The organism is Streptomyces anthophorae (assembly GCF_049310305.1).
In the GTDB taxonomy this organism is placed as follows: Bacteria; Actinomycetota; Actinomycetes; order Streptomycetales; family Streptomycetaceae; genus Streptomyces.
This window is the reverse complement of the sequence record NZ_JBLWQQ010000001.1, coordinates 570512-588136: the sequence shown is the minus strand read 5'-3', so window position 1 is coordinate 588136 and position 17625 is coordinate 570512. Positions and strand designations below refer to the sequence as shown.

14 protein-coding genes are annotated in these 17625 nt (G+C 72.1%); 8 read left to right on the top strand and 6 right to left on the bottom strand.

The window, feature by feature from the left end:
- The first annotated feature begins 6 nt into the window (after positions 1 to 6).
- Positions 7 to 1488 (top strand): FGGY-family carbohydrate kinase, encoded by a 1482-nt coding sequence (locus ACNYS0_RS02590; protein WP_422470977.1) that lies wholly within the window; start codon positions 7 to 9, stop codon positions 1486 to 1488.
- Between the two features lie 4 nt (positions 1489 to 1492).
- Here the strand turns inward: ACNYS0_RS02590 and ACNYS0_RS02585 are convergent, their stop codons facing one another.
- Positions 1493 to 2953 carry an APC family permease gene (locus ACNYS0_RS02585; RefSeq protein ID WP_422470976.1) on the bottom strand — a complete coding sequence of 487 codons (1461 nt, stop codon included), beginning with the start codon at positions 2951 to 2953 and terminating at the stop codon, positions 1493 to 1495.
- A 194-nt stretch (positions 2954 to 3147) separates the two neighbouring features.
- Here ACNYS0_RS02585 and dapE point away from each other — a divergent pair, with 194 nt between their 5' ends.
- Positions 3148 to 4233: a succinyl-diaminopimelate desuccinylase gene (gene dapE / locus ACNYS0_RS02580; protein WP_422470975.1), complete on the top strand. Its 1086-nt coding sequence runs from the start codon at positions 3148 to 3150 to the stop codon at positions 4231 to 4233.
- On the opposite strand, the gene ACNYS0_RS02575 is transcribed toward dapE, so the two are convergent.
- Positions 4222 to 5799 carry a PucR family transcriptional regulator gene (locus ACNYS0_RS02575; RefSeq protein ID WP_422470974.1) on the bottom strand — a complete coding sequence of 526 codons (1578 nt, stop codon included), beginning with the start codon at positions 5797 to 5799 and terminating at the stop codon, positions 4222 to 4224. The two genes, dapE and ACNYS0_RS02575, sit on opposite strands and share 12 nt — an antisense overlap.
- A 117-nt stretch (positions 5800 to 5916) precedes the next feature.
- Here ACNYS0_RS02575 and ACNYS0_RS02570 point away from each other — a divergent pair, with 117 nt between their 5' ends.
- The 5 genes from ACNYS0_RS02570 (at position 5917) to ACNYS0_RS02550 (ending at position 10376) form a co-directional block, all read left to right on the top strand.
- Positions 5917 to 6708: a chorismate synthase gene (locus tag ACNYS0_RS02570; protein ID WP_422470973.1), complete on the top strand. Its 792-nt coding sequence runs from the start codon at positions 5917 to 5919 to the stop codon at positions 6706 to 6708.
- On the top strand, positions 6705 to 7811 hold the full coding sequence (gene menC / locus ACNYS0_RS02565) for an o-succinylbenzoate synthase (RefSeq protein WP_422470972.1): 1107 nt from the start codon (positions 6705 to 6707) through the stop codon (positions 7809 to 7811). Before ACNYS0_RS02570 ends, menC begins: the two co-directional genes overlap by 4 nt.
- A gap of 129 nt (positions 7812 to 7940) precedes the next feature.
- Positions 7941 to 8588, top strand: coding sequence for a class I SAM-dependent DNA methyltransferase (locus ACNYS0_RS02560; RefSeq protein WP_422470971.1), 648 nt, complete (start codon positions 7941 to 7943; stop codon positions 8586 to 8588).
- Between the two features lie 174 nt (positions 8589 to 8762).
- Positions 8763 to 9914 (top strand): FAD-dependent oxidoreductase, encoded by a 1152-nt coding sequence (locus ACNYS0_RS02555; RefSeq protein ID WP_422470970.1) that lies wholly within the window; start codon positions 8763 to 8765, stop codon positions 9912 to 9914.
- Between the two features lie 48 nt (positions 9915 to 9962).
- Positions 9963 to 10376 carry a VOC family protein gene (locus ACNYS0_RS02550; protein ID WP_422470969.1) on the top strand — a complete coding sequence of 138 codons (414 nt, stop codon included), beginning with the start codon at positions 9963 to 9965 and terminating at the stop codon, positions 10374 to 10376.
- Positions 10377 to 10449: 73 nt separating this feature from the next.
- On the opposite strand, the gene ACNYS0_RS02545 is transcribed toward ACNYS0_RS02550, so the two are convergent.
- The 3 genes from ACNYS0_RS02545 to ACNYS0_RS02535 form a co-directional block, all read right to left on the bottom strand.
- On the bottom strand, positions 10450 to 12303 hold the full coding sequence (locus ACNYS0_RS02545; RefSeq protein WP_422470968.1) for a phospholipase C: 1854 nt from the start codon (positions 12301 to 12303) through the stop codon (positions 10450 to 10452).
- 178 nt (positions 12304 to 12481) lie between these two features.
- Positions 12482 to 13705 (bottom strand): iron uptake transporter deferrochelatase/peroxidase subunit, encoded by a 1224-nt coding sequence (gene efeB, locus ACNYS0_RS02540; protein ID WP_422470967.1) that lies wholly within the window; start codon positions 13703 to 13705, stop codon positions 12482 to 12484.
- Positions 13702 to 14907, bottom strand: coding sequence for an EfeM/EfeO family lipoprotein (locus ACNYS0_RS02535; RefSeq protein ID WP_422470966.1), 1206 nt, complete (start codon positions 14905 to 14907; stop codon positions 13702 to 13704). The genes efeB and ACNYS0_RS02535 overlap by 4 nt, the downstream gene beginning before the upstream one ends.
- A gap of 216 nt (positions 14908 to 15123) precedes the next feature.
- Between ACNYS0_RS02535 and ACNYS0_RS02530 the strand changes: the two genes are divergently transcribed.
- On the top strand, positions 15124 to 16290 hold the full coding sequence (locus tag ACNYS0_RS02530) for a TetR/AcrR family transcriptional regulator (RefSeq protein ID WP_422470965.1): 1167 nt from the start codon (positions 15124 to 15126) through the stop codon (positions 16288 to 16290).
- A gap of 35 nt (positions 16291 to 16325) precedes the next feature.
- Here the strand turns inward: ACNYS0_RS02530 and ACNYS0_RS02525 are convergent, their stop codons facing one another.
- The gene (locus ACNYS0_RS02525) at positions 16326 to 17534 is read right to left on the bottom strand and encodes an oxygenase MpaB family protein (protein ID WP_422470964.1); all 1209 of its coding nucleotides are present in this window, start codon (positions 17532 to 17534) and stop codon (positions 16326 to 16328) included.
- Between the last annotated feature and the right edge of the window lie 91 nt (positions 17535 to 17625).

Below are 17625 nucleotides of genomic sequence, written 5' to 3'. Positions count from 1 at the left end.
GCCCCCATGCCCCAGTCCGCAGTCATCGGCGTCGACATCGGCACGTCGAGCAGCAAGGGAATCCTCGTCGCCCTCGACGGAAGCGTCCTGCACACGGCCGTCCGCGAGCACACCGTCGACCGCCCGGCTCCGGGACACGTGGAGATGCCGGGGGAGGTGTGGTGGGACGAGTTCGTCTCCCTCGCCCGCGAGCTGACATCGGCGCTCGACACGGACGTGGTCGCCGTCGGCGTCAGCGGCATGGGACCGTGCGTGCTGCTCGCCGACGCCGACGACACGCCGTTGCGGCCCGCCATCCTGTACGGCGTCGACACCCGCTCCGTCGCCCAGATCGAACGCCTGGAGAGGGAGTTGGGGGCGGACGAGATCACCCACCGCTGCGGCTCGCGCCTCACCTCGCAGGCCGCCGGGGCCAAGGTGGCCTGGGTCGCCGACGAGGAACCGGAGCTGTTCGCCCGCGCCCGCCGCCTCTACATGCCCAGCTCCTGGCTGGCCCGCAAGCTCACCGGCGCCTACGTCCTGGACCACCACTCCGCCAGCCAGTGCACCCCGCTCTACGACACCCTGGCCCGCGACTGGTACGCGCCGTGGGCGGAGCGGATCGCCCCCGGCATCGAACTCCCGCCGCTGCGCTGGTCCGGCGAGGCCGCCGGTACGGTCACCGCCGAGGCCGCCCGCGCCACCGGACTGCCCGAAGGCATTGCGGTCACCACCGGCACCGTCGACGCCTGGGCCGAGGCCCTCAGTGTCGGGGCGCACAACGTCGGTGACCTGATGCTCATGTACGGCACGACCATGTTCCTCGTGCACACCGTGCCCGACCTGCTGCGCGACCCCGCGCTGTGGAGCACGGTCGGCGCCCTGCCCGACACCCGCAACCTCGCGGGCGGCATGGCCACCTCCGGTGCCGTCACCGGATGGCTGCGGGACCTGTTCGGCGACGTCGACTACCCCGAACTGCTGAGCCTCGCCGAGAAGTCGGGGCCCGGCGCGAATGGGCTCCTCATGCTGCCGTACTTCGCGGGGGAACGCACCCCGGTCGACGATCCGCGCGCCCGAGGCGTCATCGCGGGCCTCACCCTCGGCCACACACGCGGCGACCTGTACCGGGCCGCCCTGGAGGCCACCGCCTTCGGTGTGCGGCACAACATCGAGGCACTGGAAGCGGCCGGCGGAGACATCCGTCGCGTCGTCGCCGTCGGAGGCGGCACCCAGGGACGGCTGTGGACGCAGATCGTCTCCGACGTCACCGGCCGCACGCAGGAGGTACGGACGACCTCCGTCGGTGCCTCCTACGGAGGGGCGTTGCTCGCCGCGCAGCTCGTCACGGACGGCGCCCGTATCGACGACTGGAACCCCGTCGCCGAACGCCTCGCCCCGCGCCCCGAGGTGACGGCCCGCTACGACGAGCTGTACGCGCTCTACCGCGAGCTCTACCCCGCGTCGGCGGACGTGGCGCACGCCCTGGCCGACCTCCAGACCCGCTGACCGGTCAGCGCACCCCGGCCGTCTCCGCCTCCCGCCCGGCGCCCTCCCGCAGCGCCGACCTCCGCCGCCCGAACGCCAGGTACAGCACCGCCGCCAGGGCCAGCCAGCCCAGGAACAACGTCCAGGTCAGGCCCGGAAGTTGGTACGCGAGGTAGACGCAGGAGGCGGCGGTGAGGATCGGGACGACGGGGTAGAGGGGGACGCGGAAGGGGCGCGGCGCGTCGGGGGCGATGCGGCGCAGCACCATCACCGCGGCGGCCACCGCCACGAAGGCGATCAGCGTGCCCATGCTGGTCAGGTCGGCCAGCTCCTGGAGCGGGACGAAGCCGGCGAGGGCCGCGACGGCGACGCCCACGATCCAGGAGTTGGCCGCGGGGGTGTGCCGCTTGCGGTCCACGCGGCGGAAGACCTGCGGGACCAGGCCGTCCCGCGCCATCGAGAACAGGATGCGTGTCTGCCCGTAGAGCGTGACCAGGACGACGCTGAAGATGGAGACGACGGCGCCCGCGGAGAGTACGAGGGCGGCCGTACCGGAGCCGGTGACCGACGTGAGGATCGATGCGAGCACCGCCTCGCCGGCCGCCTCCTGGCGAGCGAACGCTCCCTCCGGCTGCGCGCCGATGCCGGCGACCGCGACCAGGATGTAGAGGGCCGTCACCACGACGAGGGTCAGCAGGAGGGCCAGCGGGATGGTGCGGCGCGGGTTGCGGACCTCCTCGCCCGCCGTGGAGACCGCGTCGAAACCGACGTACGAGAAGAAGACCGCGGAGGCGGCCGCCGTGATGCCGCCCATGCCGTGCGGGGCGAAGTCGGTGAAGCGGTCGGCCCGGAAGGCGGTGAGTGCCACCGCCGCGAACATCACGAGGACACCCAGCTTCACGCACACCAGGATCGAGTTCACCAGGATGGACTCGCGGGTGCCGCGGGCGAGCAGCGCCGTGCACGCGAGGACGACCACGATGGCCGGGATGTTCACCAGGCCGCCCGCGCCCGGCGGCTGACTGATCGCGTCGGGCAGCGTGACACCGAAGAGGGCGTCCGAGACCTCGTTGAGGTACTGGCCCCAGCTGACCGCGACGGTGGACACCGCCACCCCGTACTCCAGGACCAGACACCAGGCGACCAGATACGCGATGCCCTCGCCGAGCGAGGCGTACGCGTACGAGTAGGTGCTGCCCGCCACCGGGATCGCCCCGGCCAGCTCCACGTAGCAGAGCGCCGCGAGGGCGGCGACGGTGCCCGCGATGACGAACGACAGGACGACGCCGGGACCGGCCGTGGGCACGCTCGTGCCGAGGACGAAGAAGATGCCGGTGCCGAGCACCGAGCTGATCCCGAGCAGCGTCAGCCGCCCGAGCCCCATGGTGCGTTGCAGGCGGGGGCCGTCCTGCGCCGTGCCCTCGGCATCCGCGACGATGCTGTCCAGAGGTTTGCGGCGGCACAGCTGAGTGGCCACAGGGCCCATGGGTCCTCCTGTACGACGTGTGTCGGTGAGGGTGCGGATCCTTCGGGACGTGCGGGTCCCGCACATTGGCCGATCGGCACAAGTGCGGCGTGGGGTGTTGGCCGACACCACAACCCGCTGCCGATCCCGCCGTCCGAGCATGGTGGGCGCATCCCCGCGGACACCCCGCGGCGCAGACGCGAAGGAGATCAGCCGTGCCCCTCGACCTCGCCGCCGACGCCGTCGCACTCACCGAGGCGCTGGTCGACATGCCCTCCGAGAGCGGCGCCGAGGGGCCGCTCGCCGACGCCGTGGAGGAGGCGCTGCGCGCGCTGCCGGGCCTGGCGGTGGAGCGCGTCGGCAACTCCGTCGTCGCCCGCACCGACCTCGGCCACCCCGAGCGCGTGGTTCTCGCCGGACACCTCGACACCGTCCCGGAAGCCGGCAACCTCCCGGCGCGCCGCGACGGCGAGCGGCTGTACGGGCTCGGCGCCTGCGACATGAAGGGCGGCGTGGCCGTCGCGCTGAAGCTGGCCGCCGCGGCATCCGGCGCGCACGACGCGCTGACCCGCGACGTGACCTTCGCGTTCTACGAGTGCGAGGAGATCGTCGGCGACCGCAACGGCCTCGCCGTGATCGCCGCGCGCAGGCCCGAACTCCTCGACGGCGACCTGGCGTTGCTCCTCGAACCCTCCGACGGCGGCGTGGAGGCGGGCTGTCAGGGCTTCCTCCTCGCCGACATCGTCGTGCCGGGACAGCGGGCACACACCGCGCGCGCCTGGATGGGCAGCAACGCCGCACACCTCGCGGGCGAGGTCCTCACCCGGCTGCACGCGCACGTCCCGGAGCGGATCGCGATCGACGGCCTGGAGTACCGCGAGGGCCTCAACGCCGTCGCCGTACGCGCCGGGGTGTCGTCCAACGTCGTGCCCGACGCATGCGTGGTCACCGTCAACCTCCGCTACGCGCCCAGCCGTTCGCCCGAGCAGGCGCAGGCGTACCTGCGCGGACTCTTCCCCGAGTACGAGCTGCGGATCACGGAGGTCGAGCCGGGCGCGCTGCCGGGGCTCGACCGGCCCATGGCGGCCGGACTCGTCAAGGCCCTGGGCGTCGAGCCGCGCCCGAAGCTCGGCTGGACCGACGTGGCACGCTTCGCCGCGCTCGGCGTGCCCGCGCTGAACTGCGGTCCCGGCGATCCCCAACTGGCGCACACCCCGGGGGAGTTCGTGCCGATGGCGCAGGTGCGGGAGTGCGAGGAGCGGCTGCGCGGGTGGCTGCTGTCCCGGGATTCAGCCGCGTAGGCCCGCCAGCGTACGCAACTGCACCCACAGCACGAGCCGTTCGTCCGGATCGTCGAGGTCGATGCCGAGCTGCCGCTGCACCTTGCGCAGCCGGTAGCGGCAGGTGTTGGGGTGCACGACGAGGCGCTCCGCCGCGCGTCCGGCGTCGCAGCCCGCATCCAGCCAGCAGATGAGCGTGCGGGCGTACTCGGTGCCGTGCTCGGCGTCGTGCGCGAGGACGTCCCGCCAGGGCCCGCCCGACTGGTCCCTGCGGTCCGCCAGGAACTCGCCGAGCACCAGCAGCGAGGTCTGCGCCCGCACCTGCCCGGCGTCCGCGACCTCCCCGGCCCCGAGCACCCGCAGCACCAGATCGGCGTCGTCGCGCGACTCCCGGACCCCGGCGACCCCGGGCACCGCATGCCCGAGCCCGGCCCGCACGGAGATCCGCAGCGCCTCCTCCGCGCGCCGCACGATGTCCTCCGCGATCCGCAGATGCCGGTCGGCCGCGTGATCGGCGGCCCCGACCACCGGCAGCAGCGCGTACACCACACCGTCGAGCAGGACGCACGCGTGCTGCCCGTAGCGGGTCTGGCACTGGAGGCGTACGAGGTCGAGCAGGCGCAGCGCCGCCTGCCCGCCGTCCTGCGCGGTCGCCGCGCCCGCGAGCGCGAACGCCGCCACGCGCACCGGGGCGTCGGGCGCCAGGCCGAGGCGGTGCGCGGCCGAGGCCGGTTCGATGGAGCCGTCGAGCAGGCGGCGCAGCAGGTCACTGCTCAGGTGCCGGGCCAGCTCGTCGGCGGCGCGCGCCCGCAGCAGCAGCATCGCGGCGGCCGAGGCGCCCTGGCGTAGCGCGTCCTCGGCGTCGGCGGCCAGGTTCCCGTTGTCCACCGCCCAGATCGAGCCCAGCAGTTCACCTCCGGCGCGCACGGTGGTCGCGAGGCGCGGCAGCTCGTCCGCGGTCACCCCGGGGAGCCTGCGCGGGCCGTCGGCGGCGTACAGGAGGCGGTAGTCCTCGTCGTTCTCCGGGCTGCCGGGGACCTGGCGGCCGAGGATGCCCTGCCGCCTGGTCTCGTCGACCGGCTGGCCGGGGACGGTCGAGTACGCGAGGATCTGCCGGCCCAGGTCCTCGACGGCGATGGCCCCGCCGACGGCCGCCGCGACGGCGTTGGCCAGCGCGAACAGATCACCCGGCAGCGCGTCCTCACCCAGCGGCGCGGTGCGCGCGCCGTGCGCCCCGACGACGGACGACAGCAGCTGGAACACCTGGTGCCAGGCCGCGTCCCCGTCGGTACCGAGCAGCGCGGCCCCCGCCGCCTCGGCATCGGGCACCGCCCGCGACCCGTCACCGCGCACCACGACACCCGCCATCCCCGCCCGCCCGGCGTCGCGCACCAGCGGCCCCGCCTCGTCCGCGCGCACGCCGACGGCGAGGAGCAGCGCGCCCGAGGCCCGCTCCGGCAGCGGGGCGTGCGGGTCGTGCAGCAGCACCTCGGTGACGGGGACGGTGCGGCCGTGCGGGGCGCTGAGCAGGCGCAGCGTGGAGCCGCCGAGCGCGTCGAGGAGGTTCCCCAGAGTGCAGGTGTCCATGGGTGAACCTTTCGCCGACGGCGGGAGCGGGTGATTGTCCGATCGCAACAGGCTAGACGCCGATGATTGGCCACCACCACAAGCCCCTCCGCGCCGTCCGCCCCGAGACTCGTGGCCATGAACGATCTGACGACCTCGACCGTCGACGACGTGGCAGGGCTGCGGGCGGTGGCCGACTTCCTCGCCGACGTGTGGCAGATGCCCCGCGACGCGCCGCCCTTCCACACCGATGTGCTGCACAGCGTCGCCCACGCGGGCGGTGCCGTGCACGCGGCCCGGTCGGGCGGCGCCGTGGTCGGGGCCTCGGTCGCGGTGTTCGGGCCACCGGCCGAGCGGGACGTGTACTCGCTCGCCGCGGCGGCGGCCGTCTCCGACCGGGGCACGGGCCACGCCGTCAAGCAGGCCCAGCGCGTCTGGGCCCTGGAGCGCGGCGCCCGCACCATGCGCTGGACCTTCGACCCGCTCGTCGCCAGGAACGCCCGCTTCAACCTGGTGAAGCTCGGCGCCGTGGCCAGCGAGTACCAGGTCGACTTCTACGGCCCGATGGACGACGGCATCAACAACGGCGACGAGACCGACCGTCTCACCGCCCTGTGGGACCTGACGGCCGACGCCCCGCAGGCCCCGGACCCGGTCGAGGGCCGCGCCGAGGCCGCGGTGACCGCCAAGGCCCCGGACGGCGGACCGCTCGCCGCCAGGGACGACACCCGCGTGTGGTGCCGCGTCCCCGAGGGCATCGTCGCGCTGCGTGCCGGCGACCCGGACACCGCGCTGCGCTGGCGGCACGCGGTGCGCGACGTCTTCACGTCGGCGTACGCGGAGGGCCTGCGAGCCACCGCGATGTCCCGCGACGGCTGGTACCTGCTCAGCCGCCCGACCGTCCCCACCGCCCAGGAGGGCCAGGCATGAAGATCGAACGCGTAGAGCTGCTGCACATCGCGATTCCGCTGGTCAAGCCGTTCCGCACCTCGTTCGGCAGCGTCGACAGCAAGGACGCCTTCCTGCTGCACGTGGTCACCGACGAGGCCGAGGGCTGGTCGGAGTTCGCGGGCGACCCCGACCCGCTGTACTGCTCCGAGTTCATCGCGGGCGCCGAGATCGTCATCCGCGACTTCCTGCTGCCGCGCGTCAAGGCACTGCCCGAGCCGCGCGCGGCCGCCGCCGGGCGGGCCATGGAACCGGTCAAGGGCAACGAGCTGGCGAAGGCGGCCCTGGAGACGGCGCTGCTCGACGCCGAACTGCGCGCCCACGACATGCCGTTGGCCACCTACCTCGGCTCGGCCACCGGGCAGCGGGTGCCCGCGGGTGTCTCCGTCGGCATCAAGAACTCCCTCCCGGAACTCCTCGACGACGTCGAGGAGTATCTCGCCGAGGGCTATGTCCGGATCAAGCTGAAGATCGAGCCCGGCTGGGACCTGGAGCCGCTGCGTGCCGTGCGCGAGCGCTTCGGCGACGCGCTGCCGCTCCAGGTGGACGCCAACACCGCGTACACCCTCGCCGACGCCGAACACCTGCGGAAACTGGACGAGTTCGGCCTGCTGCTCATCGAGGAGCCGCTCACCGAGAACGACCTGCGCGCCCACGCCCGCCTCCAGGAGCGCATCAACACCCCTGTCTGCCTCGACGAGTCGATCCACAGTGCGCGGGACGCGGCCACGGCCATCGCGATGGAGGCCTGCCGGATCATCAACGTCAAGCCGGCCCGCGTGGGCGGTTATCTGGAGGCCCGCCGCATCCACGACGTGGCGGTCGCCAACGGCGTGCCGGTGTGGTGCGGCGGCATGCTGGAGACGGGCATCGGCCGCGCCCCCAACCTGGCGCTCGCCGCCCTGCCCGGCTTCACCCTGCCCGGCGACACCTCGGCCTCCAGCCGGTACTACGCGGAGGACATCACCGAGCCGTTCGTGCTCGACAAGGACGGCTGCCTCACGGTGCCCTCGGGCCCCGGCATCGGCATCGATCCGCTGCCGGAGACCCTGGCGCGCTTCACCACCGCCACCCACCGGCTGTAATCGGCCTTGCCGACACCCAGGTCGTGTTCGGATCCGGGCTTTCCGGGTAGCGGCGTGACGGTCACCCCTGGACGGGTCGAAACGGGCCCGCCCAGGGGCGTGAACCGTCCGACGACAAGGGAGACGTGGGTGTCACAGAGCCAGGACCGGATCAAGAAGGCGCACGGTCTGGACGGCGTTCCGGACCGCATCGACTCGTACTACGGAGAATGGGCGGCCTCGTACGACGAGGACCTGCGCACCACCGACTACCGGGGCCCCGAAGAGATCGGCGAGCTGTTCGGGGCCATGGCGGGCGACCATCCGGGTGCGATCGGCACCGAGTCCGTCGTCCTCGACGCGGGCTGCGGAACGGGCCTGGTCGGGGGCGTCCTCGCGCGCCGCGGCGTCACCGTCGTCGACGGCTTCGACCTCAGCGAGGGCATGGTCACCGAGGCACGCAGGACCGGCGTCTACCGCTCGCTCACCGCGGGCGTGGACATGAACCGGGGCCTGGTGGAGTTCGCGGACGACAGCTACGACGTGAGCGTGTGCTGCGGTGTCTTCACCCTCGGACATGTGCCGCCGACCGGGGTGCAGGGCCTGCTGCGCGTCACCAGGCCCGGCGGGCTCGTCCTGGTGAGCACCTTCTCGAAGTACCTCGCGGGCTCGGACTTCGTCGCATACGTGCAGCGGCAGGCGGACGACGGCGCGCTCAAGGTTCTCGAGCGGCGCCGCGACGCGCCGTACACGGCCGAAGGGCCCGCGGACTACTGGGCGTTCGAGGTGCTGCGCTGACGGAGCGGCCCGCCCGTGGGGCCGCTGTCGGCGGGTTGTCGGCGGCGTCGGCGGTCTGTAGGCGGTCTGTCGTGGGCCGCGGGGAGATTGGTGTCCGTCGGCGCCGTGCGACCACGGCGCCGGCCGCGGGCATCGCGCCCCGCGGCCCACGCACGCTCCGGAAGGACCCCACCCATGACCACGGACCGCACGCACGTCACGATCGTCGGAGCCGGTCTCGGCGGCCTCACCCTCGCCCGTGTCCTGCACCTCCACGGCATACCCGCCACGGTCCACGAGGCGGAGTCCTCGCCGACCGCACGCGCGCAGGGCGGGCTGCTCGACATCCACGACTACAACGGTCAGCACGCCGTCCGGGCGGCCGGCCTGATGGACGAGTTCCGCGCGATCGTCCTGGAGGGCCACCAGGCGATGCGGGTCCTCGACCCGGACGGCACCGTGCTGTTCGAAGAGGACGACGACGGCACGGGCGGCCGCCCCGAGGTCTACCGCGGCGAACTGCGGCAGATCCTGCTCGACTCCCTCCCGGCCGGCACCGTCCGCTGGGGACACAAGGTCAGCGGCGTCCGGGCCCTCGGCGAAGGGCGCCACGAGGTGACCTTCGCGGACGGCTCCACCGTCACCACCGGCCTGCTGGTCGGCGCGGACGGCGCCTGGTCACGGGTCAGGCCGCTGCTCTCCGCCGCCGCGCCCGCGTACACCGGCAAGTCGGTCGTCGAGACCTACCTGTACGAGTCCGACACCCGGCACCCGGCCACGGCCAAGGCCGTCGGCGGCGGGATGATGATCTCGCTGAAGCCCGGCCGGGAGCTCTTCGCGCACCGGGAGCGGGCCGGTACCCTGCACGCCTACGTGGGCCTCGAAGAGCCCCGGGAGTGGTTCGACGCGATCGACTTCGGCGACGCCGCCGCCACCGAGCGGATCGCGGCGGAGTTCACCGGCTGGGCGCCCGAACTCACCGCGCTGATCACCGAGGCCGACGACGCTCCGACGCTGCGCCACCTGTACGGGCTGCCGACCGGGCACCGGTGGGAGCGGGTCCCGGGTGTCACTCTGCTGGGCGACGCCGCCCACCTCGCGCCCCCGAACGGCGAGGGCGCCAATCTGGCCATGGTCGACGGAGCCGAGCTTGCCCGTGCCGTCGCCGCGCACCCCGGCGACGTGGAGGCGGCGCTGGCCTCGTACGAGGAGGCCATGTTCGTCCGCACCGCCGAGACCCGCGGGGCCGACGAGGACGGGCACTCGCTCCAGGACCTGATGGCCGAGCTTCACCGTGCGCGGGCGGAGTCGACGCCGAATAATGCGGAAGTCCGGAGCACCCAGTAGCGCTCATGCGCAGCGCTCACCCGTAGCCCCCCGTGAAAGGAACCCGCTGTGGCCTCTCGCCTCAACCCGTACATCGCCTTCGACGGGGACGCCCGCCAAGCCATGGAGTTCTACCAGGGGGTGTTCGGCGGCGAGCTCGTCCTGAACACCTTTGGGCAGGCCGGTGGCGGCGGGGCGCCCGCCGACTTCGCCGACAAGATCATGCACGCCCTCCTGGAAACACCGGCCGGGTTCACGATCATGGGCTCGGACACCCCGCCCGGCATGGACCGCACCGTCGGCACCAACATCTCGGTCAGTGTCAGCGGCGACGACTCCGTGGCACTGCACGGCTACTGGGACAAGCTGGCCGCCAACGGGACGGTCGCCATGCCGCTGGAGAAGCAGATGTGGGGCGACGAGTTCGGCATGTGCACCGACAGCTTCGGCATCAACTGGATGGTCAACATCAGCGACCAGTAGGAGGCCCCGACGGGCCCGCCCGGCACGGTCCAGGGGGCGCTGGACCGTGCCGGACAGTCTGGGGGGCGGGTCGTCAGGCGGTGGTGCGCCGCCTGCGCCGCAGGGTGAGGTACGTGCCGGTGACGCCGGTGGCGAGCAGCGCGGCGACACCGAGGCTCACCGGGAGCACCGGGAAGTCCTCGCTCGTCGCGGCCGTGTTCTCCATCGGTGGGCCCGGCGTGATGTGTGTCGTGACCGGGGCGATGTGCTCGACCGGCCCTTCGGACTTCACCGAGCCGTCCGCGTTCAGGAGCAGTTGCCTGTTGTTGGGGTGCTTGAAGTCGAACATGCCGGACAGCGGCCCCGCGGTGGCGTCGAAGGAGTGGTCGCCGATCCGGCCGGTGTGCCAGTTGTCCTCGATGAACCGGATGATGGACGCCTGATCCGTCAAGGTGTGGTCGACCTTGTTGACCCTGCTGTACGGGGAGATCACCAGCAGCGGCTGCCGGGTGCCGGGGCCGCAGCGGTCCTGGTAGCCCCCGGCGGCGGCCGGGCCGTTCTGACAGGCGGGGGAGTCGGCGGCCTTGCCGTTGGAGCCGACCGTGGTGTCCTTCGAGCCGTTGCGCGGCGGGATGTAGGCGTGGTCGTACCAGCCGTCGGAGTCGTCGTACGCGATGACGACCGCGGTCGACTTCCACTGCGGTGAGCTCTGCACCGCGTTGATCTGGTTCACCAGGAAGTGCTGCTCGTCGACCGGGTCGGAGTAGCCGGCGTGCCCGTCCTGGTAGGCGCTCGCCTTCACGAAGCTGACGGCGGGCAGGTGGCCCGCCTTCGCCGCGGCGGAGAAGTCGGTGAGGTCGTAATTGTGGTTCGCGGGGCCGGCGTGCCCGATCTCCGCGACGCTCTTCGGCGCCAGGTGGTGCGGGTTCGCCGTCGATTTGTAGTAGGCGAACGGGTTGTGGTGCGGGCTGTAGTCGAGGGTGGAGGCCCCGCCGACATTGGCGTGCGCGTCCTCGCACTCGGCGTACGAGCCGTCCTCGCCGTTCCACGCGCTGCTCGGCCGGAAGCCGCCCTGGAACCAGCCCCAGGACACCTTGCGGGTGTTGAGCAGGTCGCCGATGTTGCGGCCCTTCATCGTGGCGAGCGCGCTGGCGGCGGTGTGGTTCTTGTCGGAGCAGTCGTCGAACGAGGGGTCCGGGTCGTTGATCATCGTGCCGACGCCGTGCGCGTCGGGCGACTGGACCGCGGTCTTGTCCGGGGTGTCGGTCTGCTTCGGTTCCTCGGTGCCGGACGCCGGGTCGGTGGAGATGACACCGTGGGTGTTCCCGGAGGCCAGGTTGATGGCGCCGGGCGTCGACGGGCCGTAGTTCGAACCGTAGGAGCGGTCGCTCAGGGAGTAGTGCTGGGCGTAGTTCCACAGCGCGGTGACGGTGTTGCCGTCGAAGTAGTCCATCACCAGGCCGGGTTCGCCGAACAGTCCGCCGCTGCACTTGTCGACTTCGGTGTTCTGCACGAACTTGTCGGCCTTGCCGCCGTTGTACGCGTACTGCTCGGGCCCGTAGGAATGGTTCTGGTCGCAGGTCACCGCGTGGTCCGGGGTGAGCCGCTTCGGGGTGTACTGGTTGGGATTCTTCTTCAGCAGGCCCGCGTGCGCGAGGGTGTCGATGTTCCTCGGCGTGCCCTTGGCCGGCGTGAACGTGGTGCCGTCGGTGTTCGCGGCCTTCGGGTACGTCGCGAAGTAGTGGTCGAAGGAGTTGTTCTCGTCGAAGAGCACGACCACGTGCTTGATGGGGGTGGCGGTGCCGGAGGTGTCGGCCGAGGGCGCCGCGGCCCAGGTGGGCGAGGCCCCGCCGAGCACGGTGAGCGCGGCGGCCCCCGCGAGCGCGCCCAGGCCCCGGATCACTGATCTCCCGGTCGCTGATCCGGGTCTACTTGCCTTGCTGTCCATGGATGTTCGTCCTCCGACCCATGTCGACGGCGTGCATGCGCAAGTACGGTGACACTTGAGTGAACCCTGCATCTATCGCCATGGGGCAGATCTTGACCACCTGTTGACCGCTTGTGAGCGGAAGCTTTCCGCAGTGGTGAGATCCGCTTGGGAGTCGCCCCTCGACAGGAGGGGTGCGTCAGGACAGCAGCGCGCGGCCGAACCAGTCGTCGGCGTCGCGCACGCCCGGCACCGCGAAGAAGTAGCCGCCACCGAACGGCGAGATGTAATCGGTCAGCGGCTCGCCCGCGAGACGCTTCTGCACGGTCTCGAACTGCCGCCGCGTGTCCTGCTGGTAGCAGCAGAACAGAAGCCCCATGTCGAGATTGCCGTTGGCGTCCGTGCCCCGGTCGTAGTTGTACGCGCGGCGCAGGATCCGCTGGCCCGCGGTGTCAGGGGTGCGGGGGTTGGCGAGCCGGATGTGCGCGTCGAGCGGGATGACATCACCCTTGGGATCGTCGACGAACCTCGGCACGTCGTGCTCCGCGTCGCCGTCCAGTGGCGCGCCCGAGGCGCGGGAACGCCCGAACATCCGCTCCTGCTCGCTGAGCGAGACCCGGTCCCAGAACTCCACCAACATCCGTATCAGCCGCACTACTTGATAGCTGCCTCCCACCGCCCACTGCGGCTCGCTGCTGTTCCTGCCCACCCACACCAGACGGTCCATCGCGCGGGCGTCGGCGGTGTCCGGGTTGGCGGTGCCGTCCTTGAACCCCAGCAGATTGCGCGGCGTCCCCGAGGGGCGCGGCGGACTGGTGAACCCGTCCATGCGCCAGCGCACCTGAAGCGCGCCGCGCGTGTGCCGGGTGATGTCACGCAGCGCGTGCAGCACCGTGTCCCGGTCGTCGGCGTGCAGTTGCAGGCTCAGGTCGCCGTGACACCAGTCGGGGTCGAGATCGTCGTCCGGGAAGACCGGCATCGGGGCGAGCCGCCGTGGCGCGCGCCGCCCGAGTCCGAACCGCTCGTCGAACAGCGACGCCCCGACGCCCACGGTCACCGCGAGCGCCCCGCCCGGCACCTGCTCGCCGAGGACCCCCGAGTCGGCGGGCGGCGCCGTGATCCCGCCGGGCTCCGGTGTGCCGCCCGAGGCGAGGAACCGGCAGCGGTGGGTCAACGTACGCAGTGTGTCCGCGAGTTCGGCCCGGCCCTCGGCGGTGACGTCGAGGGAGACGAAGGCGGTCGCCCGGCGCTGCGCCGCGACGACGGAGGCCTGCCGGGCGCCGTGGAACGCGGCGACGGGCGCGCTCGGGATGGCGACCGGCGCCCCGACCGGGGTCGCCGCCCCGGTCGCGGTGAGCCCGACCCCGGCGAGCGCGGCGCCCCGCAGCAGTCCGCGCCGCCCGACACCACCCGTCGCGCTCACACCGTCCTCCGCGGATCGCACAGTGTCGCCACCGACGCGAGGCGCTCGACCAGGTCACCGAACCGGGCGTCGACGCGCTCGCGCTGGGGGCGGCTCAGCCGCTCGAGCGGCGGCCAGTGGCCGTTGTCGCGCAGGTCGTCGAGGGCGGTTCCGGCCCGCTTCACGTCCCTCTCCAGCGCGGGGAGACGGGCGTAGCGCCGGGCCAGGATCGGGTGCAGACGGGAGAGGACCTCGCGGGTGCCGTCCACGTTGGCGCGGGCCGTGGCGAGACTGCTGCCGCTGCCGAAGTCCGTGCGCCCGGTCAGCTCGAACTGGACCGTGTTCTCCAGGATCTCGTGCGCCCGCAGGCCCAGTTGCGCCGGGTCCATCCGGGTCTGCGCCCAGTCCTCGCGCAGCGCGGTGACCGCCGTCAGCAACGCGGCCGCCGGGGCGCGCAGTTCACGGGCGGACTGGCCGTGCCACAGCCCGTACTCGACGCGGTGGAAGCCGGTGAAGTCCTTGTCGCCGGTGCCGTCCGGCAGTCCGGCGTCCGTGCCGTTGATCCGTCCGTCGGCCTCGCCGAACGCATCGTAGGCCGCGCCCATCCGCTCGTACTGGAGGTGGGCGGGCAGCCATGCCTTGCGGGCCGCGCGGAGGTCGCCGCGGTCGACGGCGTCGCGCAGGGTCCGCGTCTGCCGGACCACCTTGCCGAGGCCTTCGCCGACCCACTTCTGGTAGGCGATGGCCGGGGGGATGAGGTCGTGCGTGGTGACCGGCGCGGCGGCGGGGCCCGAACGCCCCTTGTGGATCCGGACGGTGGGCCCGGTGACGGCGTCCGCGTCCTCGGGCAGGCATGTGAACGCATATGAGCCCCTGCCGAGGCGCACCGTCAACTCCCGTGTCGTGCCGGGGCCGATGTCCTCCACCTCGCCGTACACGACATGGCTGCGCGGATCCTGAAGGAACACTTCGGCGGAGGCGGCGGAGGTGTTGTGCAGCGCGAAGACCTGCAACCCCGGCGCGGGTGCCTCCCAGCCCTGGCCGCAGCGGCTCCCGGACACCTCGACGAGCGTGCGCCGCGGCCCGTCGGAGGACCGGGGGCCGCCGTGCGCATGCCGGGTGAGCGCGACGACATTGACCATCAGCAGACACAGCAGCGCGACGAGCACCCCCGTGACCAGCCACCGTTGTCCGCGCCGCCACCGGGGGCCGGGCATCGACATCCGGGCCTCCCAGTCCGATCCGTCAGAAGGACCCTAGGCGGCGCGTTCCGCGCGAACAGCAGTCCACCGAAAATCATGACCAAGAGTTGACGAGAGTTGATATACGCGCTCGCCCGCACGGAGGCCCGTGCACGCCATGGAGTGTGTCGCGGCGTGTGATTGACTGGCTCGTATGGCCCCGCCTCTGTCTCTGTCCCCGCACCCGTCAGCCCGGTCATGACCACGGAGCCGATGCCGGCCACGCGTCCCCGCAACCGCAGGCAGCTGATCGTCGAGGCGGCCGGGCGACTCTTCAGCGAGCGCGGCTACCACGCGGCGTCCATGGAGGAGATCGCCTCGGGCGTGGGCATCACCGCGGCGGCCCTCTACCGGCACTTCCCCAACAAGTACGCGCTGTTCTCCGAGATCGCGCACGCCATGGTGGACGGGCTCGTCGCCACGCTCGACGAGCTGCCGCCCGATGCGGGCACCGAGGAGCTGCTCGCGGCCCTCGTCCGGATCACCGTGAAGCGCCGCGCCGAGGGCGGTGTGTACCGGTGGGAGGCCCGGTACCTCAACCGTGAAGACCGTCGGCTGCTGCGGGGAAAGTTCGCGCACGTCGTCGGGCGGGTGACCGAGGCGGTGCGCAGGGAACATCCCGGCGAGCGCGCGGAGTTGCGGGTGGTGGCCGCGCTCGGCGCGATCGGGTCGATCACGATGCATCACACGTCCATCGCCCAACGCCGTGCCGAGGAACTGTTGTTGACGTGCGCGCTGGGTCTGGTGGCGGCGGACGCCGCCCGGCCCGCCAAGGGGAGCGGGCGGCCCGTCGAGCTCCCGGCCCTCCCGGTGGCGCGCTCACGGCGCGCGGAGATCCTGTCGGCCGCCGTGCCGCTGTTCGCGCGCGACGGGTTCGCCAACGTCACGAACGGACAGATCGCGGAGGCGGTGGGCCTGGCCCCGTCCGCGCTCTACCGCCATTACCCGGGCAAGGTCGACATCCTGGCGGCGGCCTGTATGCAGGCGGCGGGGCTGCTCGCCCAGGCGGTGGACCAGAATCTGGCGGGGACGGCCGACCCGCACGAGGCGGTGGCGGCGCTGGCGGCGACGTACGTGGGCTACAGCTTCGAGCACACCGCGCTGACGAGCGTCGCGGAGGCCGAGTTCGTGGGGCTCCCGGCCGAGCTTCAGCGCCCCTTGGTCCTGGCGCAGCGCGAACACATCGCCGTATGGGAACAGCAGTTGCGGCTCGCGCGCCCCGAGCTCGACCCGCGGCAGGCCCGCGTCCTGGTGCACGCCGGGTTCGGTGTCGTGGTCGAGGCCGGCCGGAGCATGCGGTGGCGGGACGGTGTCGAGCAGCGGGCGACGGTGGCGGGGCTGGTGGTGCGGGCGCTGGGGCTCTGAGCGGTGAGCCCCAACGCCCGCGTGGGGCAGGGATGTCAGTCCTGCCGGTTGTGGGTCGGGATCACGATGGGTGTGGTCTGCCCCGAAGCTCCCTTGTTCAGGAACCCCATGGCCAGCGCGCGGACGAACTGGTCGAACATGTAGAACGCGCCGGGCGCGACGGGGTTCAGCCCCTCACGGAAGAGGATGAAGGCCGGCCACACCGTGCGGATCAGGGCGGCCGAGGCGTAGTCGCGCTTGAGCCCCAGCCAGTCGCCGATCTCGTTGCTGAGGACGTAGCGCACGAACTCGTTGAGGAACCCGCGCGTGACACCGAGGTCGATCTGTGCGGTCAGCCCGAGCAGGTCCTCGGCGAGCTCGATGCCCTCGGTGGTGGGGGAGAGGATCGGGGTGAGGACCTGCGCCGACTGCTTGTCCGCCTCGTCCCACGACTTGGGGATGTACTCCGTGCGCACGCCCAGCAGGTGCAGGGCGACCTGCCAGCTGTGCAGGAAGGCCTCCTGGTCCTCCGCGTTGAACGGGACCTTCCACTCCAGCAGCTTCCTGCGCACGAACGTGCCGAGGCTGTGGAAGGTGACCAGGATGTCGGCGTTGCTGATCGGGATCTTCTGGTCCGCGACCGCCGACCAGTGCGGTGACTGTGGCAGCATGTGCCGCACCGCGGCGTGCACCATGCGCGTCTTGTTGGCGGTGACGATGAACTGGCCCTCGGGCTCCATGCCCTTCAGCTGGGCCAGGTCGTAGCCGAAGGTGAACGTCTTGGCCGCGCGGTCCTGCATGTCGGCGCCGCCCGCCGACCAGTAGACGCTCTTCGCCTCGCGCGGGATGACGGTGCTCATGATCCCGCTGCCGAGCCCGTACAGCAGGAAGAGGTAGGTGTCCTTGCGCCGGTTGAAGTCGGCGGCGCGGGCCAGCTTCTTCGGGTCCGCCCAGGAGGGGAGCTTGTTGACCCCCTCCAGGTAGGTGGTGAGCTCGGCCGGCAGGCCACTGGGCAGCGGGTCGTCGTTGTTCACCCACGGTTCCATCGCCTTGTTGACGGCCGGAACCTGACCACTGGTGATGATCTTGGCCATCAGCGGGTCGATGGCGTCGTCCCACACGTACTCGGGATCGGTCCCCGCCCCGGAGCCCGCGATCGAGCCCGTCGGTGACCAGGCCCATGCGTCGGTGGCGGTACCCGTCGCGCCCACAAGTCCGAGCGCGGCACCGAGCGACAGGATGTTTCTGCGGCTCAGATTTGTCATTGACTTACTCGCTTCCCTGGTTGGCCAGGCGGTTCAACGAGCCCGGTTCTGCTGGGTGTTGGAGTCTCCGCCGTGCTTCAAATCTTGTTCC